Consider the following 17228-nt stretch of genomic DNA (forward strand, 5'->3'; position numbering starts at 1 on the left):
CAAGGTTCGGGATGGGGACCAGGGCGAACGAGCGCCAAACTGGTCCTACCAATCCTACTCCCCGGAATCGCCGCGCTTTTCCGGAGTCTCGCCCACGTCGTCGGTCAGCCCGGAAGGATCGGCCATCCGGCCCGCGCTGACCAGCGAGATCACCGGAAGATGGCGGGTGCGCACGGCGGGGAGAGCGACCTTGGTCTCGTCCTTCAGTACCGCCTGCACCTTCGCCTTGTCAGTGATGGCGAGGCCTTTGAGGGACGTCCACGGCAGGTCCTTGCGCCCGAACATCGTGCGGACCTCCAGCCCCTTCGCCGTCGCCGTCGTGCGGGTCCGGATGACGAACACCGCCAGCGCGATCGGGAAGAGGTAGAGCCACTGGAGATACGGCACGTCGCCGAACGCGACAGGCGTCACACAGACGACGAGGAAAGCGATCGCCAGCAATGCCGTGTTCGGGATTTTGAAGACGGCCTTGCGGTCCTCGTTCGCCTGTTCCCGCTGCTTTTCTTCTGCCACGTCAAAGATGGTGCACCGCCGCCTCGAAGGCCCCGAACGCGGGTCGCGCGAGACATCGAAGGTGTCCAGCATGCGGAATCGCCGTCCCGCAGAGTTGACACTCTTGACGGCGACCGGCTAGCTTCACTCTCGTGACAACGCAGACCGGCCTCGTACTTCCCAAGCGCGTCGACGCTTAGGGAAGTCTCCGCTGCGTCGACGCGCGACCCTCGTGCGACCACTCCGGTCGGCGGGGGTTTTTTGTTGCCTGGAACAATTTCACTGCCGAACCAGCCAATGAATACCCGAACGAGTGACTAGACAAGACGAGGCAAACAGCGATGACTAGTGCCACCTCGCGAGCTGATGCGAACTCCGGTACCTCCGGTGCCCGACCCAAGCCGGCGCCGCCCGCCGGGACCCCGGTGCGGGTCACGGGCGCGCAGTCGCTCGTCCGCTCGCTCGAGGCGGTGGGCGCGGAGGTCGTGTTCGGTATTCCCGGCGGCACCATTCTCCCGGCGTACGACCCGCTGCTCGACTCGACGAAGGTCCGCCACGTCCTGGTCCGTCACGAACAGGGCGCCGGCCACGCCGCCACCGGGTACGCGCAGGCGACCGGCAAGGTCGGTGTGTGCATGGCCACTTCCGGTCCCGGCGCGACCAACCTGGTCACCCCGCTGGCCGACGCGAACATGGACTCGGTGCCGGTCGTCGCCATCACCGGCCAGCAGTCCCGCGCGCTGATCGGCACGGACGCCTTCCAGGAAGCCGACATCTGCGGCATCACGATGCCGATCACCAAGCACAACTTCCTGGTCACCGACCCGGCGGACATCCCGCGCACCATCGCGGAGGCCTTCCACCTCGCCTCGACCGGCCGCCCCGGCCCGGTCCTGGTGGACATCCCCAAGGACGTCCTGCAGGAGATGACCTCCTTCTCCTGGCCGACGGAGATGCGGCTGCCGGGCTACCGGCCCACGCTGCGCCCGCACGGCAAGCAGGTCCGCGAGGCCGCCCGGCTGATCAGCAAGTCGCGGCGCCCGGTCCTCTACGTCGGCGGCGGCGTGGTCAAGGCCGACGCCTCGCGCCAGCTGATGGAACTGGCCGAGCTGACCGGGATCCCCGTCGTCACCACGCTGATGGCGCGCGGCGCGTTCCCCGATTCGCACCCGCAGCACCTGGGCATGCCGGGCATGCACGGTTCGGTCGCCGCGGTCGCCGCGATGCAGCGCGCGGATCTGCTGATCGCCCTCGGCGCCCGCTTCGACGACCGCGTCACCGGCCAGCTGTCGTCGTTCGCGCCGGACGCCGCCATCGTCCACGCCGACATCGATCCGGCCGAGATCTCCAAGAACCGCAAGGCGGACGTGCCGATCGTCGGCGACTGCGCGGAGATCATCACCGAGCTGATCGAGGCCGTCCGCGCCGAGACCGACAAGTCCGCGAAGCCGGATCTGACGGACTGGTGGACGCAGGCGAGCGCTTGGCGCGACGACTACCCGGCCGGTTACGAGTGGCCCGAGGACGGGACGCTTTCGCCGCAGTACGTCATCGAGCGCATCGGTTCACTCGTCGGCCCGGATGCGGTCTACACCGCGGGCGTCGGCCAGCACCAGATGTGGGCGGCGCAGTTCGTGAAGTACGAGAACCCGCGCACCTGGATCAACTCCGGCGGCCTCGGCACGATGGGCTTCGCCGTCCCCGCCGCGATGGGCGCCAAGTTCGGCGTGCCGGACAAGCAGGTCTGGGCGATCGACGGCGACGGCTGTTTCCAGATGACGAACCAGGAACTGGCCACCTGCGCCATCGAAGGCGCGCCGATCAAGGTCGCCGTCATCAACAACGGCAACCTGGGCATGGTCCGCCAGTGGCAGAACCTCTTCTACTCCGAGCGGTACTCCAACACCGATCTCGGTACCCACAAGCACCGCATCCCCGACTTCACCCTTCTCGCGGAGGCGCTCGGCTGCGCCGGGCTCCGCTGCGAGACCAAGGAGGACGTCGACGCCACCATCCGGCGCGCCATGGAGATCAACGACCGCCCCGTCGTGATCGATTTCGTGGTGGGGAAGGATGCCCAGGTGTGGCCCATGGTGGCCGCGGGCACCGGTAACGACGAAATCATGGCCGTGCGCGGGATCCGCCCGCTCTTCGACGACGACGAGGTCGCCGCCGAGGCGGAAATCAACGCGGCCGCAGAAGGAGACGCCCGATGAGCGTGCACACCCTGAGCGTTCTGGTCGAGAACAAACCCGGTGTCCTCGCGCGGGTTTCCGGACTGTTCTCCCGGCGTGGTTTCAACATCGAATCCCTCGCCGTCGGGCCCACGGAGAATCCCGAGGTGTCCCGGATGACGATCGTGGTCGCCGTTGAGGAGCTACCGCTCGAACAGGTGACCAAACAGCTCAACAAGCTGGTCAACGTCATCAAGATCGTGGAACTGGAAAAGTCCACAGCCGTGCAGCGTGAACTGCTGCTCGTGAAGGTCCGGGCCGACAACACCGTGCGCAGCCAGGTCCTCGAAACAGTGCAGTTGTTCCGCGCGAAGGTGGTGGACGTGTCTCCCGAGGCGCTCACCGTCGAAGCCACCGGGACCTCGGACAAGATCGGTGCCCTGCTCCGGATGCTGGAGCCCTATGGCATCCGTGAACTGGTCCAGTCCGGCATGGTCGCGGTCGGCCGGGGCTCCCGCTCGATCACCGCCACCTCCGCTCGCTAGTCATTCTTTGTTTGTAAGTCAGGAAAGGAAGTAGTACCCCTCATGGCAGTGGAAATCTTTTACGACGACGACGCGGACCTTTCGATCATCCAGGGTCGCAAGGTCGCCGTGATCGGCTACGGCAGCCAGGGCCACGCGCACTCGCTGAGCCTGCGCGACTCCGGCGTCGACGTCCGCATCGGCCTGCCCGAGGGCTCGAAGTCGCGGGCCAAGGCCGAGGAGCAGGGTCTCCGCGTGCTCACCCCGGCCGAGGCCAGCGCCGAAGCCGACCTGATCATGATCCTCGCGCCGGACACGAAGCAGCGCTTCATCTACGAGCAGGACATCGCGCCGAACCTCAAGGACGGCGACGCGCTCTTCTTCGGTCACGGCTTCAACATCCGCTACGACCTGATCAAGCCGCCGTCGAACGTGGACGTCGCCATGGTCGCCCCGAAGGGCCCGGGCCACCTGGTCCGCCGCCAGTTCGTCGACGGCAAGGGCGTCCCGGCGCTCATCGCGGTCGAGCAGGACGCTTCCGGCAACGCGCAGGCGCTCGCGCTCTCCTACGCGGCCGCCATCGGTGGCGCCCGCGCCGGCGTCATCAAGACGACCTTCACCGAAGAGACCGAGACCGACCTCTTCGGCGAGCAGGCCGTTCTCTGCGGTGGCGCGTCCGCGCTGGTGCAGACCGGTTTCGAGGTGCTCACCGAGGCCGGCTACGCCCCGGAGATCGCCTACTTCGAGGTGCTGCACGAGCTGAAGCTGATCGTCGACCTCATGTACGAGGGCGGCATCGCGCGCCAGCGCTACTCGATCTCCGACACCGCCGAGTACGGCGACCTGACCCGCGGCCCGCGCGTCATCTCGCCGGCGGTCAAGGAAGAGATGAAGAAGATCCTCGGCGAGATCCAGGACGGCACCTTCGCCCGCGAATGGGTCGCCGAGGACGAGGCCGGGCGGCCGAACTTCACCAAGCTCGAGGAGCAGGGCAACCAGCACCCGATCGAGGAGACCGGCAAGAAGCTGCGCGACCTGATGTCGTGGGTGGACCGGCCGATCACCGAGACCGCCTAGTTCGTGGGCTGAAGGGGCCTTTCACCGCATCCGATGCGGCGAAAGGCCCCTTCGCTGTATCTGATGAGGGCAAAGTCCCCTTCAGCTTGCGTACCGGAAAGCGATAGCGTGGACACCATGAGTGAGCAGCCGGTGGACGACAAGGCTCATATCAGGCCCGACCTGGATTTGAGTGACGCGGTGTGGATCCGGGCGGAGCCGGAGGGTGCGAACCTCGAAGACCGTGCCGAGTACGCGCTGGTCCCGCACACCGACGGCGTCACCTATACCGCGATGCGACAGGCGTCGGATCCGGACGGCCATGTCCTCGTGTTCACGCCGACGGAATGGGACGCGTTCGTGAAAGGCGTCCGGGACGGCGAATTCGACTTGCCCGCCTAAGCGAACCGTTCCCACGCCGATTGACGGCGCATCCCCAGCGCTTCGCCGATCCGGTCCCACGAAATGCCACGGCGACGAGCCTCGCCGACCCAAGACCGCAGGTCGTCGTCGATCAGATGACGGATCGCTTCGATGCGCGGCAGGTGTTCCAGCAGGGCCGCGTCGTCGACGCCTTCCCAAACGGGCGTGGCGCGCTTCAGTCCGGCGGGCTTGTTCTTGATCGCGTCGGCGCACAACACCACGCACTCGTCGCAGATGTAGACACCGGCTCCGGCGACCAGGGTTTCGACGTTGTCGGCCGAACGCTTGCAGAAGGAACAGCGGTTCACCACGGACCCCCTTGTCAGGTTGGTCCTGACAACCTATCCCGTCAGGGTCAACCTGACAAGCTTCAAAGCTGTGCGATCAGTTCGTCGAGCCTGCCGGTGGCGGCCGCGATGGCGAGGTGGTCGGCGTAGTCACGTGATTCGACGATCAGCCCGTCGCGCACGCGCAGCACGAAGATGTTGGAAACCTGGAATTCCGCGCTGTCGCCCGCCGTTCCCTGGTAAGCGAATTCGCCGATCACTACCTCCGGATCGAGGGTCTCGTGGATGACCAGATCCCGGACCTGGAACCGGACTTTGCCGCGTTCGCCGAACTTGAAGTGCTCACGCAGGTCTTCCCGGGACTTCAAGGTCGCCGCCCCGGGCAGGAACGGGTGCGTCACATGGGTTTCCTCGGCGTAGAGATCCGGTAGGCCCGCCCAGTCGCCGTCCGCGACACCGTAGGCGAGCCGCTCGAAAACGCCACGCGGGCTCTTCGGATCCGCTGTCGACGCGGGGCGCGGCGGGACCGGCGTGAGCTCCCGCTCCGCGGTTTCGAAGCTCTTTTTCAGCTCCTCCAGGCCGTCCTGTGCCGCGATGAGGCGCAGATAGTCGTGATAGTCGCGCGAGTGGACGATGAGCCCGTCGCGCACGCGGAGGAACTGGATATTGGCGATGTCGAAGGGCTTCCCGGTGTCCAGTGCCTCGCCGACGTTGCGATACTCGGCGACGATCACCTCTGGGTCGGTTGTCCCGTGAATCAGGACATCCGCCCTGTCCATGCGCACGTTGAGTCCGCCGGCGAAAAGCTTCCGCAGGGTCTCGCGGCCTTCGTACCTGGTCGGCACCGGTGGCCGCTGCGGGTTTTCGACGACGGCGTCCTCCGAGTAGAGCGCGAAGATCTCGTCCCAGCGCCGAGCGGTGATGCTCGCGGAAAGTTCGTCGAAGACGTCGCGGGGTGTGGTCATGAAGTTCTCCCAGTCAGACATAAACGGAGTCTGTAGTCCGCCTCTGACGATACGGACTACAGACTCCACTTGTCCACCTGGTCAGTCCGCGACGGACAGCACGACCTTCCCCGTGGTCTTCCCCGTGGCCACGAGTTCTTGGGCCTTCGCGGTCTCTTCCAGCGGAAACACGGTGTCGATGGACGGCTTGAGCCGCCCGCTGCCGACGAGCTCGGCCAGCGCGAGCAGTCCGGTGCGGTCCGGTTCGGCGAGGGTGAACCCGGCGGTGACTCCGGCGGCCTCGGCCAGTTCCGGCATCCGCTCGTCGTTCGTGCGGGTGAGCTGAACGAGCCTGCCGCCGCGGCGCAGTGTCTTGAGCGACCGGGGCCCGTACTCCAAGCCGATCGTGTCGAGGACGACGTCGACGTCGCGGACTTCCTCGGCGAAGTCCGTCGTGCGGTAGTCGATGAGCTCGTCCGCGCCGAGGCCGCGAAGGAACTCGTGCTTGGCCGCGCTGGCCGTCCCGATCACGTAGGCGCCGCGCGCCTTGGCGATCTGGACCGCGAGATGCCCGACGCCGCCCGCCGCCGCGTGGATCAGAACCCGTTGCCCCGGCCGGATGTCCGCCGTGTCGACGAGGCTCTGCCAGACGGTCAGTCCCGCGAGCGGGACCGCGGCCGCGTGCACATGGTCCAAAGTGGACGGCTTGCGCGCGAAGTGACGGCTCGGCGCGGCGACGTATTCGGCATACGCGCCCGCCTGGAACGGGAAGGACGGCATGCCGAAGACCTCGTCGCCGGGGGAGAACAACGACGCACCCGCGCCGACCTCCTCGACCACGCCGGACACGTCCCAGCCGAGGATGAACGGCGGATCGCCCATCGGGCCGATGCCGCCGGTCTCGCGGGTCTTCCAGTCGACCGGGTTGACGCCGGCGGCATGCACCCGGACCAGGATCTGGGTCGGGCCAGGGGCAGGTCTTGCGACGTCGACGAGTTCGAGGACTTCGGGGCCGCCCAGGCGGTTCTGGCTGATCGCTCGCATGGGCCCATTGTTCGGTGAGCGTCGTACTTTCGGCGAGGCTCGGCCGGGCCAGGAGGCGTCAGGATCGGGACAGCCGCGGCGCGCGGGGTCTCAGGTGCCCCGCAGGACCGCCAAGATCTCCGTCTGCTCGAAGTGCTCAGCCCACCCCAAGGCCGAAGACGAGTACAGCGAATCCTCGACCGAAGGATCCGCCCCTGCTTCCACCAGAGCCCGCACCGCGTCGATGTGCCCGCCCTGCACGGCAAGGTGCAGCGCCGTGACACCCTCCCCATGCGAGAGGCCGCCGAACGTCCCCCGATGGTCGACCGAAGCGCCGAGCTCCGCCAAGGTCCTGATCGCCGAAGCCTTGCCCTGAGCGGCGGCCCACGTCAGTGCCGTGCCCCGGTAGACGTCGGCGTCCACGTCGGCACCCCGCGCCACCAGGGTCCGCACCGCGTCGGAGCGGTCGTTCCGCGCCGCCCACGAGAGCGCCTCGTTCACGATCTCGGCCGGATCATCGCTCGGCCGCCATTCCGGGAAACCGCTGTGCGGCCGGTGGAATTCGCGATGCGCGCCCGCCGCGGGGGAGAGCGTGCCGTCCGGCGCGAGCAGCTCGTCGAGCAGGTCGGCCCGGCCGAGCCCCGCCGCCACCCGGAGGTTGCCGGGGGAGAGGCTGCGCGAAGCCAGCAGCTCCGCCGCCTCGCGATGGCCCCAGAACAGCGCGACCACCAGCGGCGTCCCGCCGTCGCCCCTGGCCGGGACGTCGACGGGCGCGCCCGCGTCGAGCAGCATCGTGACCAGTAGCGGCAGCCCGACGTACCCGGCCTGGTGCAACGCTGTCCAACCGTGCACGTTGGCGGACGCCGGATCGGCCCCGTGGTCGAGCAGGATCCGGCACAGCCGCTCGTCGCGGGTCGCGGCGGCCATGCCGAGCAGGTCGTTCCCGTTCTTCCCGTGTGCGTGGACGAGGGTGGGCAGGTCGCCGATCAGGCGCGCGAGCCCGGCGAGGTCTCGCGCGTCGATCAGTTCCCGAGCCTTTTCGAAGGCGAGCTCAGCCGGTGACGTCACGCTTCCGCACGCTACCCCCGACCCCCGACAGAACCCGCCATTCGGCCAGCGGGATCCGGTCGTCCCCGGTCAGGACCTGCAGGCAGACATGGTCGGCACCGGCGTCCAGATGCGCCTGTACACGCGCGGAGATCGCGTCCTCCCCGACGGCGACGAGCGCGTCCACGAGCCGGTCGGACCCGTAGTCCTCCTCGGTGAACCCGAACCGCCGCAGGTTCGCCCGATGGTGGGCCGCCAGGTCCAGGTACGTCGACACGTGGCGCCGCGCGATCTCCCGATCCGACCCCAGCACGACGGCCTGCTCGACGGCGAGGAAAGCCGAAGGCCCCATGGTTTCCCGCGCCAGCGCGGTGTGCTCCACAGGGACGAAGTACGGATGCGCCCCATCGGCGCGCTCCGCGGCCAAGGAGAGCATCTTCGGCCCCAGGGCGGCCAGCAGGCGCCGGCGCGGGGAGTCCGGTGTGGACAGTTCGGCCTTGTCCATTTCGTCGAGATAGCCGCGCATCGCTTCCAGCGGTTTCGTGCCCGGGAGGTGTCCGCCCAGCCCGAGGATGAACCGGCCCGGGTAGGCCTCGGCGAGGGTTCGCTCGGCGGCGGCCGCGGCGACGGGTGCCCGGTGCGAGAACCGCGCGATCCCGGTGGCGACGGTCAGCCGGGAGGTCGCCGCGAGCAGCAGGCCCGCCTGTGTGAAGGCCTCGCGCCCCAGGTACTCGCCGAACCACAGCGTGTCGAAGCCGAGTTCCTCGACTTCCGCGGCTGCCTCGCGGACCTCGCCGATTTCCTTGCCATCGAACGAAAACGTCCAGATCCCGACGCTCATCGGGTCACCTCCGTCAGTGCCGGGGCGAGCCGTTCGAGCTGGTCCACTATGGACGCCAGGTCGTCCCCATCGGGAGTGACGAGCACGGTGTCCGCGCCGGCGTCGACGAGTTCCTTGATCCGTCCGGCGATCCGCTCCTCGTCGCCCCAGGCGGTCAGCCCGTCCACGAGCCGGTCGCTGACGCCGTCGATGTCGGCGTCCGTGTAGCCGAGCCGTTTCCAGCCGTTGAAATAGTGCGGTATGCCGTAGTGCTTCATGAGTTCGATTTCCTTCGTCACCCTCGCCCGTGCCTGCTCACGATCGCCGAGCAGGACCGAATGGGTAGGGATGAGCAGTTTGTCCGGGCCGAGGATCTCGCGCGAATACCGCGTGTGCTCGAAGGGCTGGGCGAACGGGTGCGCGCCGTCCGTCAGCTCCCGCGCGAGTTCGAGCATCTTCGGGCCGACGGCGGCGAGGACACGCGGAAACGGGACAGGTGAAGGGAATTCTTCCGCCGCCGCGGACATGGCCGTGAGGTAGTCGCGGGTCTGTTCGAGCGGCCGGTAGTCCGAGCCCGCCTTCGCCGCTTGATAGGAGTGGCCGATCCCGACGCCGAGCACGAACCGGCCGGGGAACGCCTGCGCGAGCGTCCGCCCGCCGCTGTGGGCGGTGTACGCGGGCCGCGACCAGATGTTCGCGATCCCGGTACCGACGACCACCCGTTCGGTGGCGGCCAGCGTGATGGCGCTGTACGCGAACAGCTCCCGGTTCCCCGGCCCTTCACCGCCCCACACGGTGCGGTAACCCAGCTCCTCCAGCCGTCGTATCGCCCGCCGTTCCTCGTCGGGGGTCGGCGTGAACATGCCGACCGGCAGCCAGACGCCCACCGGGCCCAGCCGCTCCCGGGATTCTTCGATCAACGTCATTCTCGTCTCCCCAGCTAACATGAGGCAGCCTCCGCTTACGTCACCGACTATACGGAGGCTGCCTCCGATTTGTCGAGACTAGGCTCAGGAGTGCGATGGACACCGAGAAGAAGCCGCTGCGGGCGGACGCCCGGCGCAACTACGAGCGCCTCCTCGAAGAGGCGAGGCGCGCCTTCGCCGCGCACGGGGTCGAGGCGTCGCTGGAGGAGATCGCCCGCCGGGCCGGTGTCGGCATCGGAACGCTCTACCGGCACTTCCCGACGCGGGAGGCCCTGGTCGAGACGGTGCTTCGCGAAGGTTTCGACGCGCAAGCCGAGGCGGCCCGCGAACTCCTGCGCTCCCCGGAGCCGGTGGAAGCGCTGAAGGCCTGGTTCGCCGGGATGGGTGAACAGTCGGCGCGCTACCGCGGGCTGCCCGAGCTCATGGTCGACGTCCTCAACGACGAGACGTCGCCGTTGTACGCGTCCTGTCACGCGATGCGGGACCAGGTGTCCCACCTAGTGGACAGGGCGAAGGCCGCGGGAGAGCTCCGTGCCGACGTCACAGTGCATGAATTGCTGGTGCTGCTGCACGCGCTTTCCTGGGCCAGCGAACACCTTTCGGGTGACAAGGGGCTCGAACGGCTCCTCGATCTCGTTTTCGCGGGATTACGGGCGAGTTAACAATCCCCTGTCACCAGGTCTAAACTGCGGCGCAACCGGGCACAACGGCGTGACCGTCAACCAGAGTCGCAGGCACAGACCAGATAGTGGGAGCCGTATCGTGACCAAGCCGAACAAGCCCGTCGTCCTCATCGCCGAGAAGCTCGCGCCCTCCGTGTTGAGCGTCTTCTCCGACGAGGTCGAGGTCCAGCATGTGGACGGCACGGACCGCCCCGCGCTGCTCGAAGCCGTGAAGACGGCGGACGCGCTGCTCGTGCGGTCCGCCACGAAGGTCGACGCCGAGGTCCTCGGCGCCACCACCTCGCTCAAGGTCGTCGCCCGCGCCGGCGTCGGGCTGGACAACGTCGAGGTCCCCGCCGCCACCGAACGCGGTGTCCTGGTGGTCAACGCGCCGACGTCGAACATCGTCTCCGCCGCCGAGCACGCCGTCGCGCTGCTGCTCGCCGTCGCCCGCCGGGTCCCGGCCGCGGACCAGAGCCTTCAGGGCGGCGCGTGGAAGCGCAGCGCCTACTCCGGCGTCGAGATCCAGGGCAAGACCATCGGTGTGGTCGGCCTCGGCAAGATCGGCCAGCTGTTCGCGCAGCGGCTCGCCGCGTTCGACACCAAGCTCATCGCGTACGACCCCTACGTCTCGGCCGCCCGCGCCGCGCAACTCGGCATCGAGCTGGTCACGCTGGACGAGCTGCTGGAGCGCGCCGACGCGATCTCCATCCACCTGCCGAAGACCCCGGAGACCAAGGGCCTCATCGGCGCCGAGGCGCTGAAGAAGACCAAGCAGGGCGTCATCATCGTCAACGCCGCGCGCGGTGGCCTCATCGACGAGCAGGCACTGGCGGACGCGGTCAGCTCCGGCCATGTCGGCGGTGCGGGCATCGACGTGTTCGTCACCGAGCCCACCACCGAGAGCCCGCTGTTCGGCCTGCCGAACGTCGTCGTCACCCCGCACCTGGGCGCGTCGACCGCCGAGGCGCAGGACCGCGCGGGCACCGACGTCGCGAAGTCCGTGCTGCTCGCGCTGCGCGGCGACTTCGTGCCGGACGCGGTGAACGTCGCGGGCGGCGGCACGGTCGGCGAGCACGTCCGGCCGTACCTCTCGCTCACCCAGAAGCTCGGCACCCTGCTGACCGCGCTCAACCCGAAGGCACCGGCGTCGGTCACCGTCGTGGTCAAGGGCGAACTGTCCACCGAGGACGTCAGCGTGCTGCCGCTCGCGGCCGAGCGCGGCGTGTTCTCCGGCGTCGTCGAGGACCAGGTCACCTTCGTGAACGCGCCGCGCGTGGCCGAAGAGCTGGGCGTCCAGGTCGATCTGGTCACCGAGACCGAAAGCCCCAAATTCCGCAGCCTGGTCACCGTCCGCGCGGTGCACACCGACGGCACCACCCTTTCGGTGTCCGGTTCGGTCACCGGCAAGGACGACGTCGAGAAGCTGGTCGAGGTCAACGGCCGTCACTTCGACCTGCGCGCCGAGGGCAACGTGCTGCTGCTCGAGTACCCGGACCGCCCGGGCATCATGGGCCGCGTCGGCACGCTGCTCGGCGAGGCGGGGCTCAACATCGAGGCCGCGCAGATCAGCCAGACCACCGATGGTGCGGACGCGGTCATGCTGCTGCGCGTGGACCGTTCCGTCGACTCGCACCTGCTGGAGCCGATCGGTGCCACCGTCGGCGCGCACACGATCCGCGCCGTCAACTTCGGCTGACCTCCAAGTACATGAAGGCCCCCTTCCTTGCGCTGGACGCAAGGAAGGGGGCCTTCATGTACTTCTTCGCGATTAGTCGACCAACTGCGATCGTTGTGTGTACAGGGTTCGCGAGCGCGAGAGCAAGATTCAATAACGGTGAAAAATGCCTACTGAAGTCGGGCTGGTCCCCGGATAGGTTCTTCCGGCGAGGCCGAACCATCGCGCCGTCAAGGGCACGGCGCGGCGCCGGGGCTCACCGTCGGGGGTGTGTTCGAGCGGCAGGCAGGTTCCGAGTCAAGGCCTCGAGTGAGGGCACGTACTCATGAACAGATCCCGCGTACCCCGGTGGGCCATCCGCTCATCGGCCGCGGTCTTCGCCGCGTTGCTCGCGACGTCCGTGACCGGGGCGACCGCAGCCGCGCAGGATGTCCCCCTCGCGGACGGCGTCACGCCGGCGAAGATCGACCGTAACGGATTCCAGGGGAAGGTCGAGCCGAAGCTCAAGGCCGCCCAAGGGCAGATCACCGCCTTCGTCGAGCTGGCCAAGCAACCCGCCGTCGACGCCTTCAACGCCGAGCAGAACAAGGGCGCAGGCAAGGAGAAGGCGAAGAAGGCCGCGAAGGACGCCAAGGCCGCCGCGGCCGCGACGGTGAACTCCGTCGTCGGTCAGCTCAAGGCCGCCGACGCCGGCACCCAGCTGGTCACCCAGACCTCGAACGCCGTCGCCGGCGCGGTCGTCACGGCCGACGCGGCGAAGATCCGCGAGCTGGCGAAGCGGCCGGACGTCGTCTCGGTCAAGAAGGTGGTTCCCAAGACCCGCACCAACTCCAGCGCGGTCCAGCTGACCAACACGCTCGCGTCGTGGCAGCAGACCGGCCGCTATGGCGACGGCGTCCGCGTCGGCGTGATCGACGACGGCATCGACTACACCCACGCCGACTTCGGCGGCCCCGGCACGGCCGAGGCCTACAAGGCGATCAACCGCGACCAGGCCACCCCCGCGTTCCCGACCGACAAGGTCGTCGGCGGTATCGACCTGGTCGGCGACGCCTACGACTCGGGCAGCAGCGACCCGGCCCTCAAGACCCCGAAGCCGGACCCCAACCCGCTCGCCTGCGGCCACCACGGCACGCACGTCGCGGGCACGGTCGCCGGATTCGGTGTCGACGAAGCGGGCAAGACCTTCACCGGCGACTACAAGAAGCTCAACAAGAAGAAGATCGAAGCGATGCAGATCGGCCCGGGCACCGCGCCCAAGGCCCTGCTGTACGCGATCAAGGTCTTCGGCTGCGCCGGCTCGACCAACGTCACCTCGCAGGCGCTCGACTGGTCGCTCGACCCGGACGGCGACGGCGACTTCACCGATCACCTCGACGTGGTCAACCTTTCGCTGGGCGGCGACTTCGCCACCCCCGACGACCCGGACTCGCTGTTCGTGCGCAAGATCGCCGCGAACAACGTCGTCCCGGTGTTCTCCGCGGGCAACGGCGGCGACCTCAACGACGTCGGCGGCGCGCCGGGCAACACGCCCGAAGCGCTGACCGTCGCCAGCAGCCGCGACGCGTCCGTCCTGCGTGACGCCGTCGAAGCCGTCGCTCCCGACGGTGTGAAGGGCGCGAAGACCGGGCAGTTCAGCCAGAACTACGCGACCTACGAAACGCTCGACGTCACCGCGCCGGTGGTCGCGCTGTCGGCCGACAACGCCGCCGGCTGCAAGCCGTACTCCGAGGCCGACAAGGCCAAGGCCGCGGGCAAGATCGTGTTCCTCGAATGGGACGACAACGACGCGACCCGTGCCTGCGGTTCCGGCGCCCGTTCGAACAACGCGCAGGCCGCCGGCGCCAAGGGTGCGCTGTTCTCGTCGACGCTGGAGCACTTCTCGGCCGGGATCGCCGGTAACGCGGCCCTGCCGACGTTCCAGCTGACCGGCAGCGCGACAGCCTCGGTCCGCCCCGCGGTGACCGCGGGCACGCTGCAGATCCGCATGACCGGCAAGGGCCGCGTGTCCGTGCCGACCACCGATCAGTCCATTGTGGACACCCCGAGCTCGTTCACCTCGCGTGGCGGGCGCGGCCCGGCCGTCAAACCGGACGTCGCGGCGCCCGGTGACTCGATCTCGTCGGCGCTGGCCGGCAGCGGAGCGGGCCGCCTGGTCATCTCCGGGACGTCGATGGCGGCTCCGCACACCTCGGGTATCACCGCCCTGATCCGTCAGGCGCACCCGGACTGGTCGGTCGAGGAGGTCAAGGCGTCGGTCATCAACACCGCCGGCCACGACATCCACGACGCGTCGGGCCGTGTCTACGGTCCGCAGCGTGTCGGCAGCGGCCGGATCGACGCGAAGGCCGCGCTGGACAACCAGGTCCTGGCCTACGTCGTCGACAACCCCGGCTTCGTCTCGGTCAACTTCGGCGTCGTCGAAGCGGGCGGGCCGGTCACCCTGACCAAGACGGTCAAGGTGGTCAACAAGGGCATCAAGCCGGTCGAGTACTCGGTGGGCTACGAAGCCGTCAACGCGCTCCCCGGCGTCGAGTACACAGTGGACAAGCCGACCGTGAAGCTGAGCCCGCGCGGCATGGCGCTGGTGAAGGTGACCCTGAAGATCGCCGACCCCAAGGCGCTCCGCAAGGTCATGGACCCGACCATGGCGGCGTCGCAGGTCGGCCTCGCCCGGCAGTTCGTGGCGGACGCCTCCGGCCGGATCGCGTTCACCCCGAAGAGCGGCACGACCGTTCCGCTGCGGCTCTCGGTGTACTCCGCGCCGAAGCCCGTCTCGTCCATCAACACCCCGGGCAACGTCAACTTCGGCGCAGGCCAGGACCAGGCCGTGCTGAACCTGACCGGCAAGGGCGTGGACCAGGGCTCCGGTTCGCAGCGGTACCGCTCGCTCATCAGCGTGCTCGAGCTGCAGGCGGAATCCCCGCAGCTGCCCGAGTGCGACGGCGACGTCACCACCGACTGCACGCTGAACCAGACCGCCAAGGGTGCCGACCTGCGCTACATCGGCGCGGCGTCGACCGCTCCGCTGGCCAAGGCGCAGGGTGAGCCGGAGAACGCGTTGCTGGCCTTCGGTCTCACCACCTGGAGCGACCTGGCCAACCTGGGCAGCAACACCTCGCCGTTCGTGGACATCGACACCACGGGCGACGGGCAGCCGGACTTCGAGACCTATGTGACCAAGGTGACGTCCACCGACGTCCTCGTGGCGGTCACCGTGGCGCTGAAGCCGGGCTTCCCGCAGGTGGACATCCAGCCGATCAACGGCCAGCTCGGCGACGTCGACACGAACGTGTACGACACCAACGTCGTCGTGCTGCCGGTGAGCATCGCCGCGCTGGGCATCGACCCGAACGCCGCGTCGCACAAGATCAGCTACACCGTCGGGACCTCCGGGTTCTACGCGGCGCCGGGTGCGGACTCGTCGACGATCGACTACGTCGGCACGCCGCTTTCGTTCGACGCCTTGGCTCCCGCGTACTCGGTCCAGGGCGGCGGCGACTCCGCGCTGGGCTACGTCGCGAAGCCGGGTACGGCGCTGGTGGTCAACCGCAACGCGGCCGCGCAGGACACCGTGCTGGGCCTGCTGGCGATCGAGCACCACAACGCCTCGGGCAGCCGGGCGAACGTGGTGAAGATCCAGACGAACAACGGCAACGGCGGTCCGGACGCCGACCGGCCCGCCAACGGCGGGCGGCACACCGGACGCCAGCCGATCGGGGTGGGCTGACGCGATAGGGCGGTAACCCACGTTCGATGAGGTGAGGGACGCCCTGGCGGCATGCTTTGCGCCAGGGCGTCCCTTCTTGTTTTCACTCTTTTGGCTGTCTCGCTCTGTGGGAGATTCCGGCATAAGGGTGGTGCGGCTACGGCTACCGGGCTACGGCCGGTAACCTTCCGCTGCTGGCGTTTTCTTGCGGATGGGCCATCCGGACTGCCGGTGGCCTGGTCTACGGAGGTGTGTGGATGCGGCTCGCGGTGATCCCAGGAGACGGGATCGGGCCCGAAGTGGTCTCCGAGGCGCTCAAAGTGCTCGGTGAGGTCGTACCGACGGCGGAGATCACGAACTACGACCTCGGCGCCGCCCGGTGGCACTCCACCGGCGAGCTGCTCCCGGAGTCGGTACTCGGTGAACTCCGTCAGCACGACGCGATCCTGCTGGGCGCGGTGGGCGACCCGACGGTGCCGAGCGGCATCCTGGAGCGTGGCCTGTTGCTGCGGCTCAGGTTCGAGCTCGACCACCACGTGAACCTGCGCCCCGCCCGGTTGTACCCGGGTGTGCGCGGACCGCTCGCCGAGGCGGGCGAGATCGACATGGTCGTCGTGCGTGAAGGCACCGAAGGCCCGTACGCGGGCAACGGCGGCCTGCTGCGCAAGGACACGGAGAACGAGATCGCGACGGAGGTCAGCGTCAACACGGCGTTCGGCGTCCGGCGCGTGGTGACCGACGCGTTCAACCGGGCCGAGGCGCGGCCCCGCAAGCACCTGACGCTCCTGCACAAGACGAACGTGCTGGAGTACGCGGGCTCGCTGTGGTCGCGGATCGTCGAAGAGGTCTCGCTGGAGCACCCGGAGGTGACCGTCGCCTATTCCCATGTGGACGCCGCGACCATCCACCTGGTGACCGACCCGTCCCGCTTCGACGTCGTGGTGACGGACAACCTGTTCGGCGACATCATCACCGACCTGGCGGCGGCCGTGACCGGCGGCATCGGGCTGGCGGCGAGCGGGAACCTCGACATCACCCGGCGGAACCCGAGCATGTTCGAGCCGGTGCACGGCAGCGCGCCGGACATCGCGGGCCAGGGTCTCGCCGACCCGACCGCCGCGGTGCTGTCGGTCTCGCTGCTGCTGGACCACTTGGGACAGAAGGAAGCGGCGCGGCGGATCGAGGCCTCGGTGGCCTTCGACCTGGCGACCCGCGACCAGGCGTCGCCCGGTGCGACGCACGCGATCGGTGACCGGCTGGCGGCCCTGGTGTCGTCGAACGTGCGCCCGGTCACTCAGTCGTAGCTTCGGGCTTGGGCTTTGGGCTTTGGGCTGAAGGGGCCCTTCACCGCATCTCACGCGGTGAAGGGCCCTTTCGTCGCATCCAGGGCTTGGTCGCGTGGGTCGTGAGTGGCGTTTCGGGTTCTAACCCGAAACGCCACTCACGAGAGGTGAATCGCCAGG

The 17228-nt window shown here is 68.5% G+C and carries 15 protein-coding genes; 8 read left to right on the forward strand and 7 right to left on the reverse strand.

Annotated elements, in window-relative coordinates:
* Nucleotides 1–54: 54 nt before the first annotated feature.
* Entirely contained in the window at nt 55–513 is a 459-nt protein-coding gene (locus ACIRGA_RS28155) for a PH domain-containing protein (protein WP_400946268.1), read from the reverse strand.
* 320 nt (nt 514–833) lie between these two features.
* Between ACIRGA_RS28155 and ACIRGA_RS28160 the strand changes: the two genes are divergently transcribed.
* The 4 genes from ACIRGA_RS28160 (at nt 834) to ACIRGA_RS28175 (ending at nt 4648) form a co-directional block, all read left to right on the forward strand.
* Nucleotides 834–2708 carry an acetolactate synthase large subunit gene (locus ACIRGA_RS28160; RefSeq protein ID WP_400946270.1) on the forward strand — a complete coding sequence of 625 codons (1875 nt, stop codon included), beginning with the start codon at nt 834–836 and terminating at the stop codon, nt 2706–2708.
* Nucleotides 2705–3211 carry an acetolactate synthase small subunit gene (ilvN, locus tag ACIRGA_RS28165; RefSeq protein WP_005162051.1) on the forward strand — a complete coding sequence of 169 codons (507 nt, stop codon included), beginning with the start codon at nt 2705–2707 and terminating at the stop codon, nt 3209–3211. Before ACIRGA_RS28160 ends, ilvN begins: the two co-directional genes overlap by 4 nt.
* A gap of 42 nt (nt 3212–3253) precedes the next feature.
* The gene (gene ilvC, locus ACIRGA_RS28170; protein ID WP_016336537.1) at nt 3254–4267 is read left to right on the forward strand and encodes a ketol-acid reductoisomerase; all 1014 of its coding nucleotides are present in this window, start codon (nt 3254–3256) and stop codon (nt 4265–4267) included.
* 117 nt (nt 4268–4384) lie between these two features.
* A complete protein-coding gene (locus tag ACIRGA_RS28175) occupies nt 4385–4648 on the forward strand; it encodes a DUF397 domain-containing protein (protein ID WP_400946272.1) in 264 nt (87 codons plus the stop codon).
* Here ACIRGA_RS28175 and ACIRGA_RS28180 read toward each other — a convergent pair.
* The 6 genes from ACIRGA_RS28180 to ACIRGA_RS28205 form a co-directional block, all read right to left on the reverse strand.
* Entirely contained in the window at nt 4645–4977 is a 333-nt protein-coding gene (locus ACIRGA_RS28180; RefSeq protein WP_400946275.1) for a ClpX C4-type zinc finger protein, read from the reverse strand. The genes ACIRGA_RS28175 and ACIRGA_RS28180 overlap by 4 nt on opposite strands.
* A 62-nt stretch (nt 4978–5039) precedes the next feature.
* The gene (locus tag ACIRGA_RS28185) at nt 5040–5921 is read right to left on the reverse strand and encodes a nuclear transport factor 2 family protein (RefSeq protein ID WP_400946278.1); all 882 of its coding nucleotides are present in this window, start codon (nt 5919–5921) and stop codon (nt 5040–5042) included.
* 81 nt (nt 5922–6002) lie between these two features.
* Nucleotides 6003–6944, reverse strand: coding sequence for an NADP-dependent oxidoreductase (locus ACIRGA_RS28190; protein WP_400946281.1), 942 nt, complete (start codon nt 6942–6944; stop codon nt 6003–6005).
* 90 nt (nt 6945–7034) lie between these two features.
* Entirely contained in the window at nt 7035–7991 is a 957-nt protein-coding gene (locus ACIRGA_RS28195; RefSeq protein ID WP_400946284.1) for an ankyrin repeat domain-containing protein, read from the reverse strand.
* Nucleotides 7975–8811, reverse strand: coding sequence for a TIGR03620 family F420-dependent LLM class oxidoreductase (locus tag ACIRGA_RS28200; RefSeq protein ID WP_400946286.1), 837 nt, complete (start codon nt 8809–8811; stop codon nt 7975–7977). Before ACIRGA_RS28200 ends, ACIRGA_RS28195 begins: the two co-directional genes overlap by 17 nt.
* Nucleotides 8808–9716 (reverse strand): TIGR03620 family F420-dependent LLM class oxidoreductase, encoded by a 909-nt coding sequence (locus ACIRGA_RS28205; protein WP_400946288.1) that lies wholly within the window; start codon nt 9714–9716, stop codon nt 8808–8810. Before ACIRGA_RS28205 ends, ACIRGA_RS28200 begins: the two co-directional genes overlap by 4 nt.
* 95 nt (nt 9717–9811) lie before the next feature.
* Here ACIRGA_RS28205 and ACIRGA_RS28210 point away from each other — a divergent pair, with 95 nt between their 5' ends.
* From ACIRGA_RS28210 to ACIRGA_RS28225, 4 genes are all read left to right on the forward strand, one after another.
* Complete coding sequence (locus ACIRGA_RS28210) at nt 9812–10378, forward strand: TetR/AcrR family transcriptional regulator (protein ID WP_400946291.1); 567 nt, start codon at nt 9812–9814, stop codon at nt 10376–10378.
* Between the two features lie 100 nt (nt 10379–10478).
* Nucleotides 10479–12077 carry a phosphoglycerate dehydrogenase gene (serA, locus tag ACIRGA_RS28215; protein WP_400946293.1) on the forward strand — a complete coding sequence of 533 codons (1599 nt, stop codon included), beginning with the start codon at nt 10479–10481 and terminating at the stop codon, nt 12075–12077.
* A gap of 304 nt (nt 12078–12381) precedes the next feature.
* Nucleotides 12382–15786: a S8 family serine peptidase gene (locus ACIRGA_RS28220; RefSeq protein WP_400946295.1), complete on the forward strand. Its 3405-nt coding sequence runs from the start codon at nt 12382–12384 to the stop codon at nt 15784–15786.
* A gap of 236 nt (nt 15787–16022) precedes the next feature.
* Nucleotides 16023–17069: a 3-isopropylmalate dehydrogenase gene (locus ACIRGA_RS28225; RefSeq protein WP_378372157.1), complete on the forward strand. Its 1047-nt coding sequence runs from the start codon at nt 16023–16025 to the stop codon at nt 17067–17069.
* Nucleotides 17070–17228 lie beyond the last annotated feature (159 nt).

The sequence above is a fragment of the Amycolatopsis sp. NPDC102389 genome (assembly GCF_044765885.1).
GTDB lineage: Bacteria > Actinomycetota > Actinomycetes > Mycobacteriales > Pseudonocardiaceae > Amycolatopsis.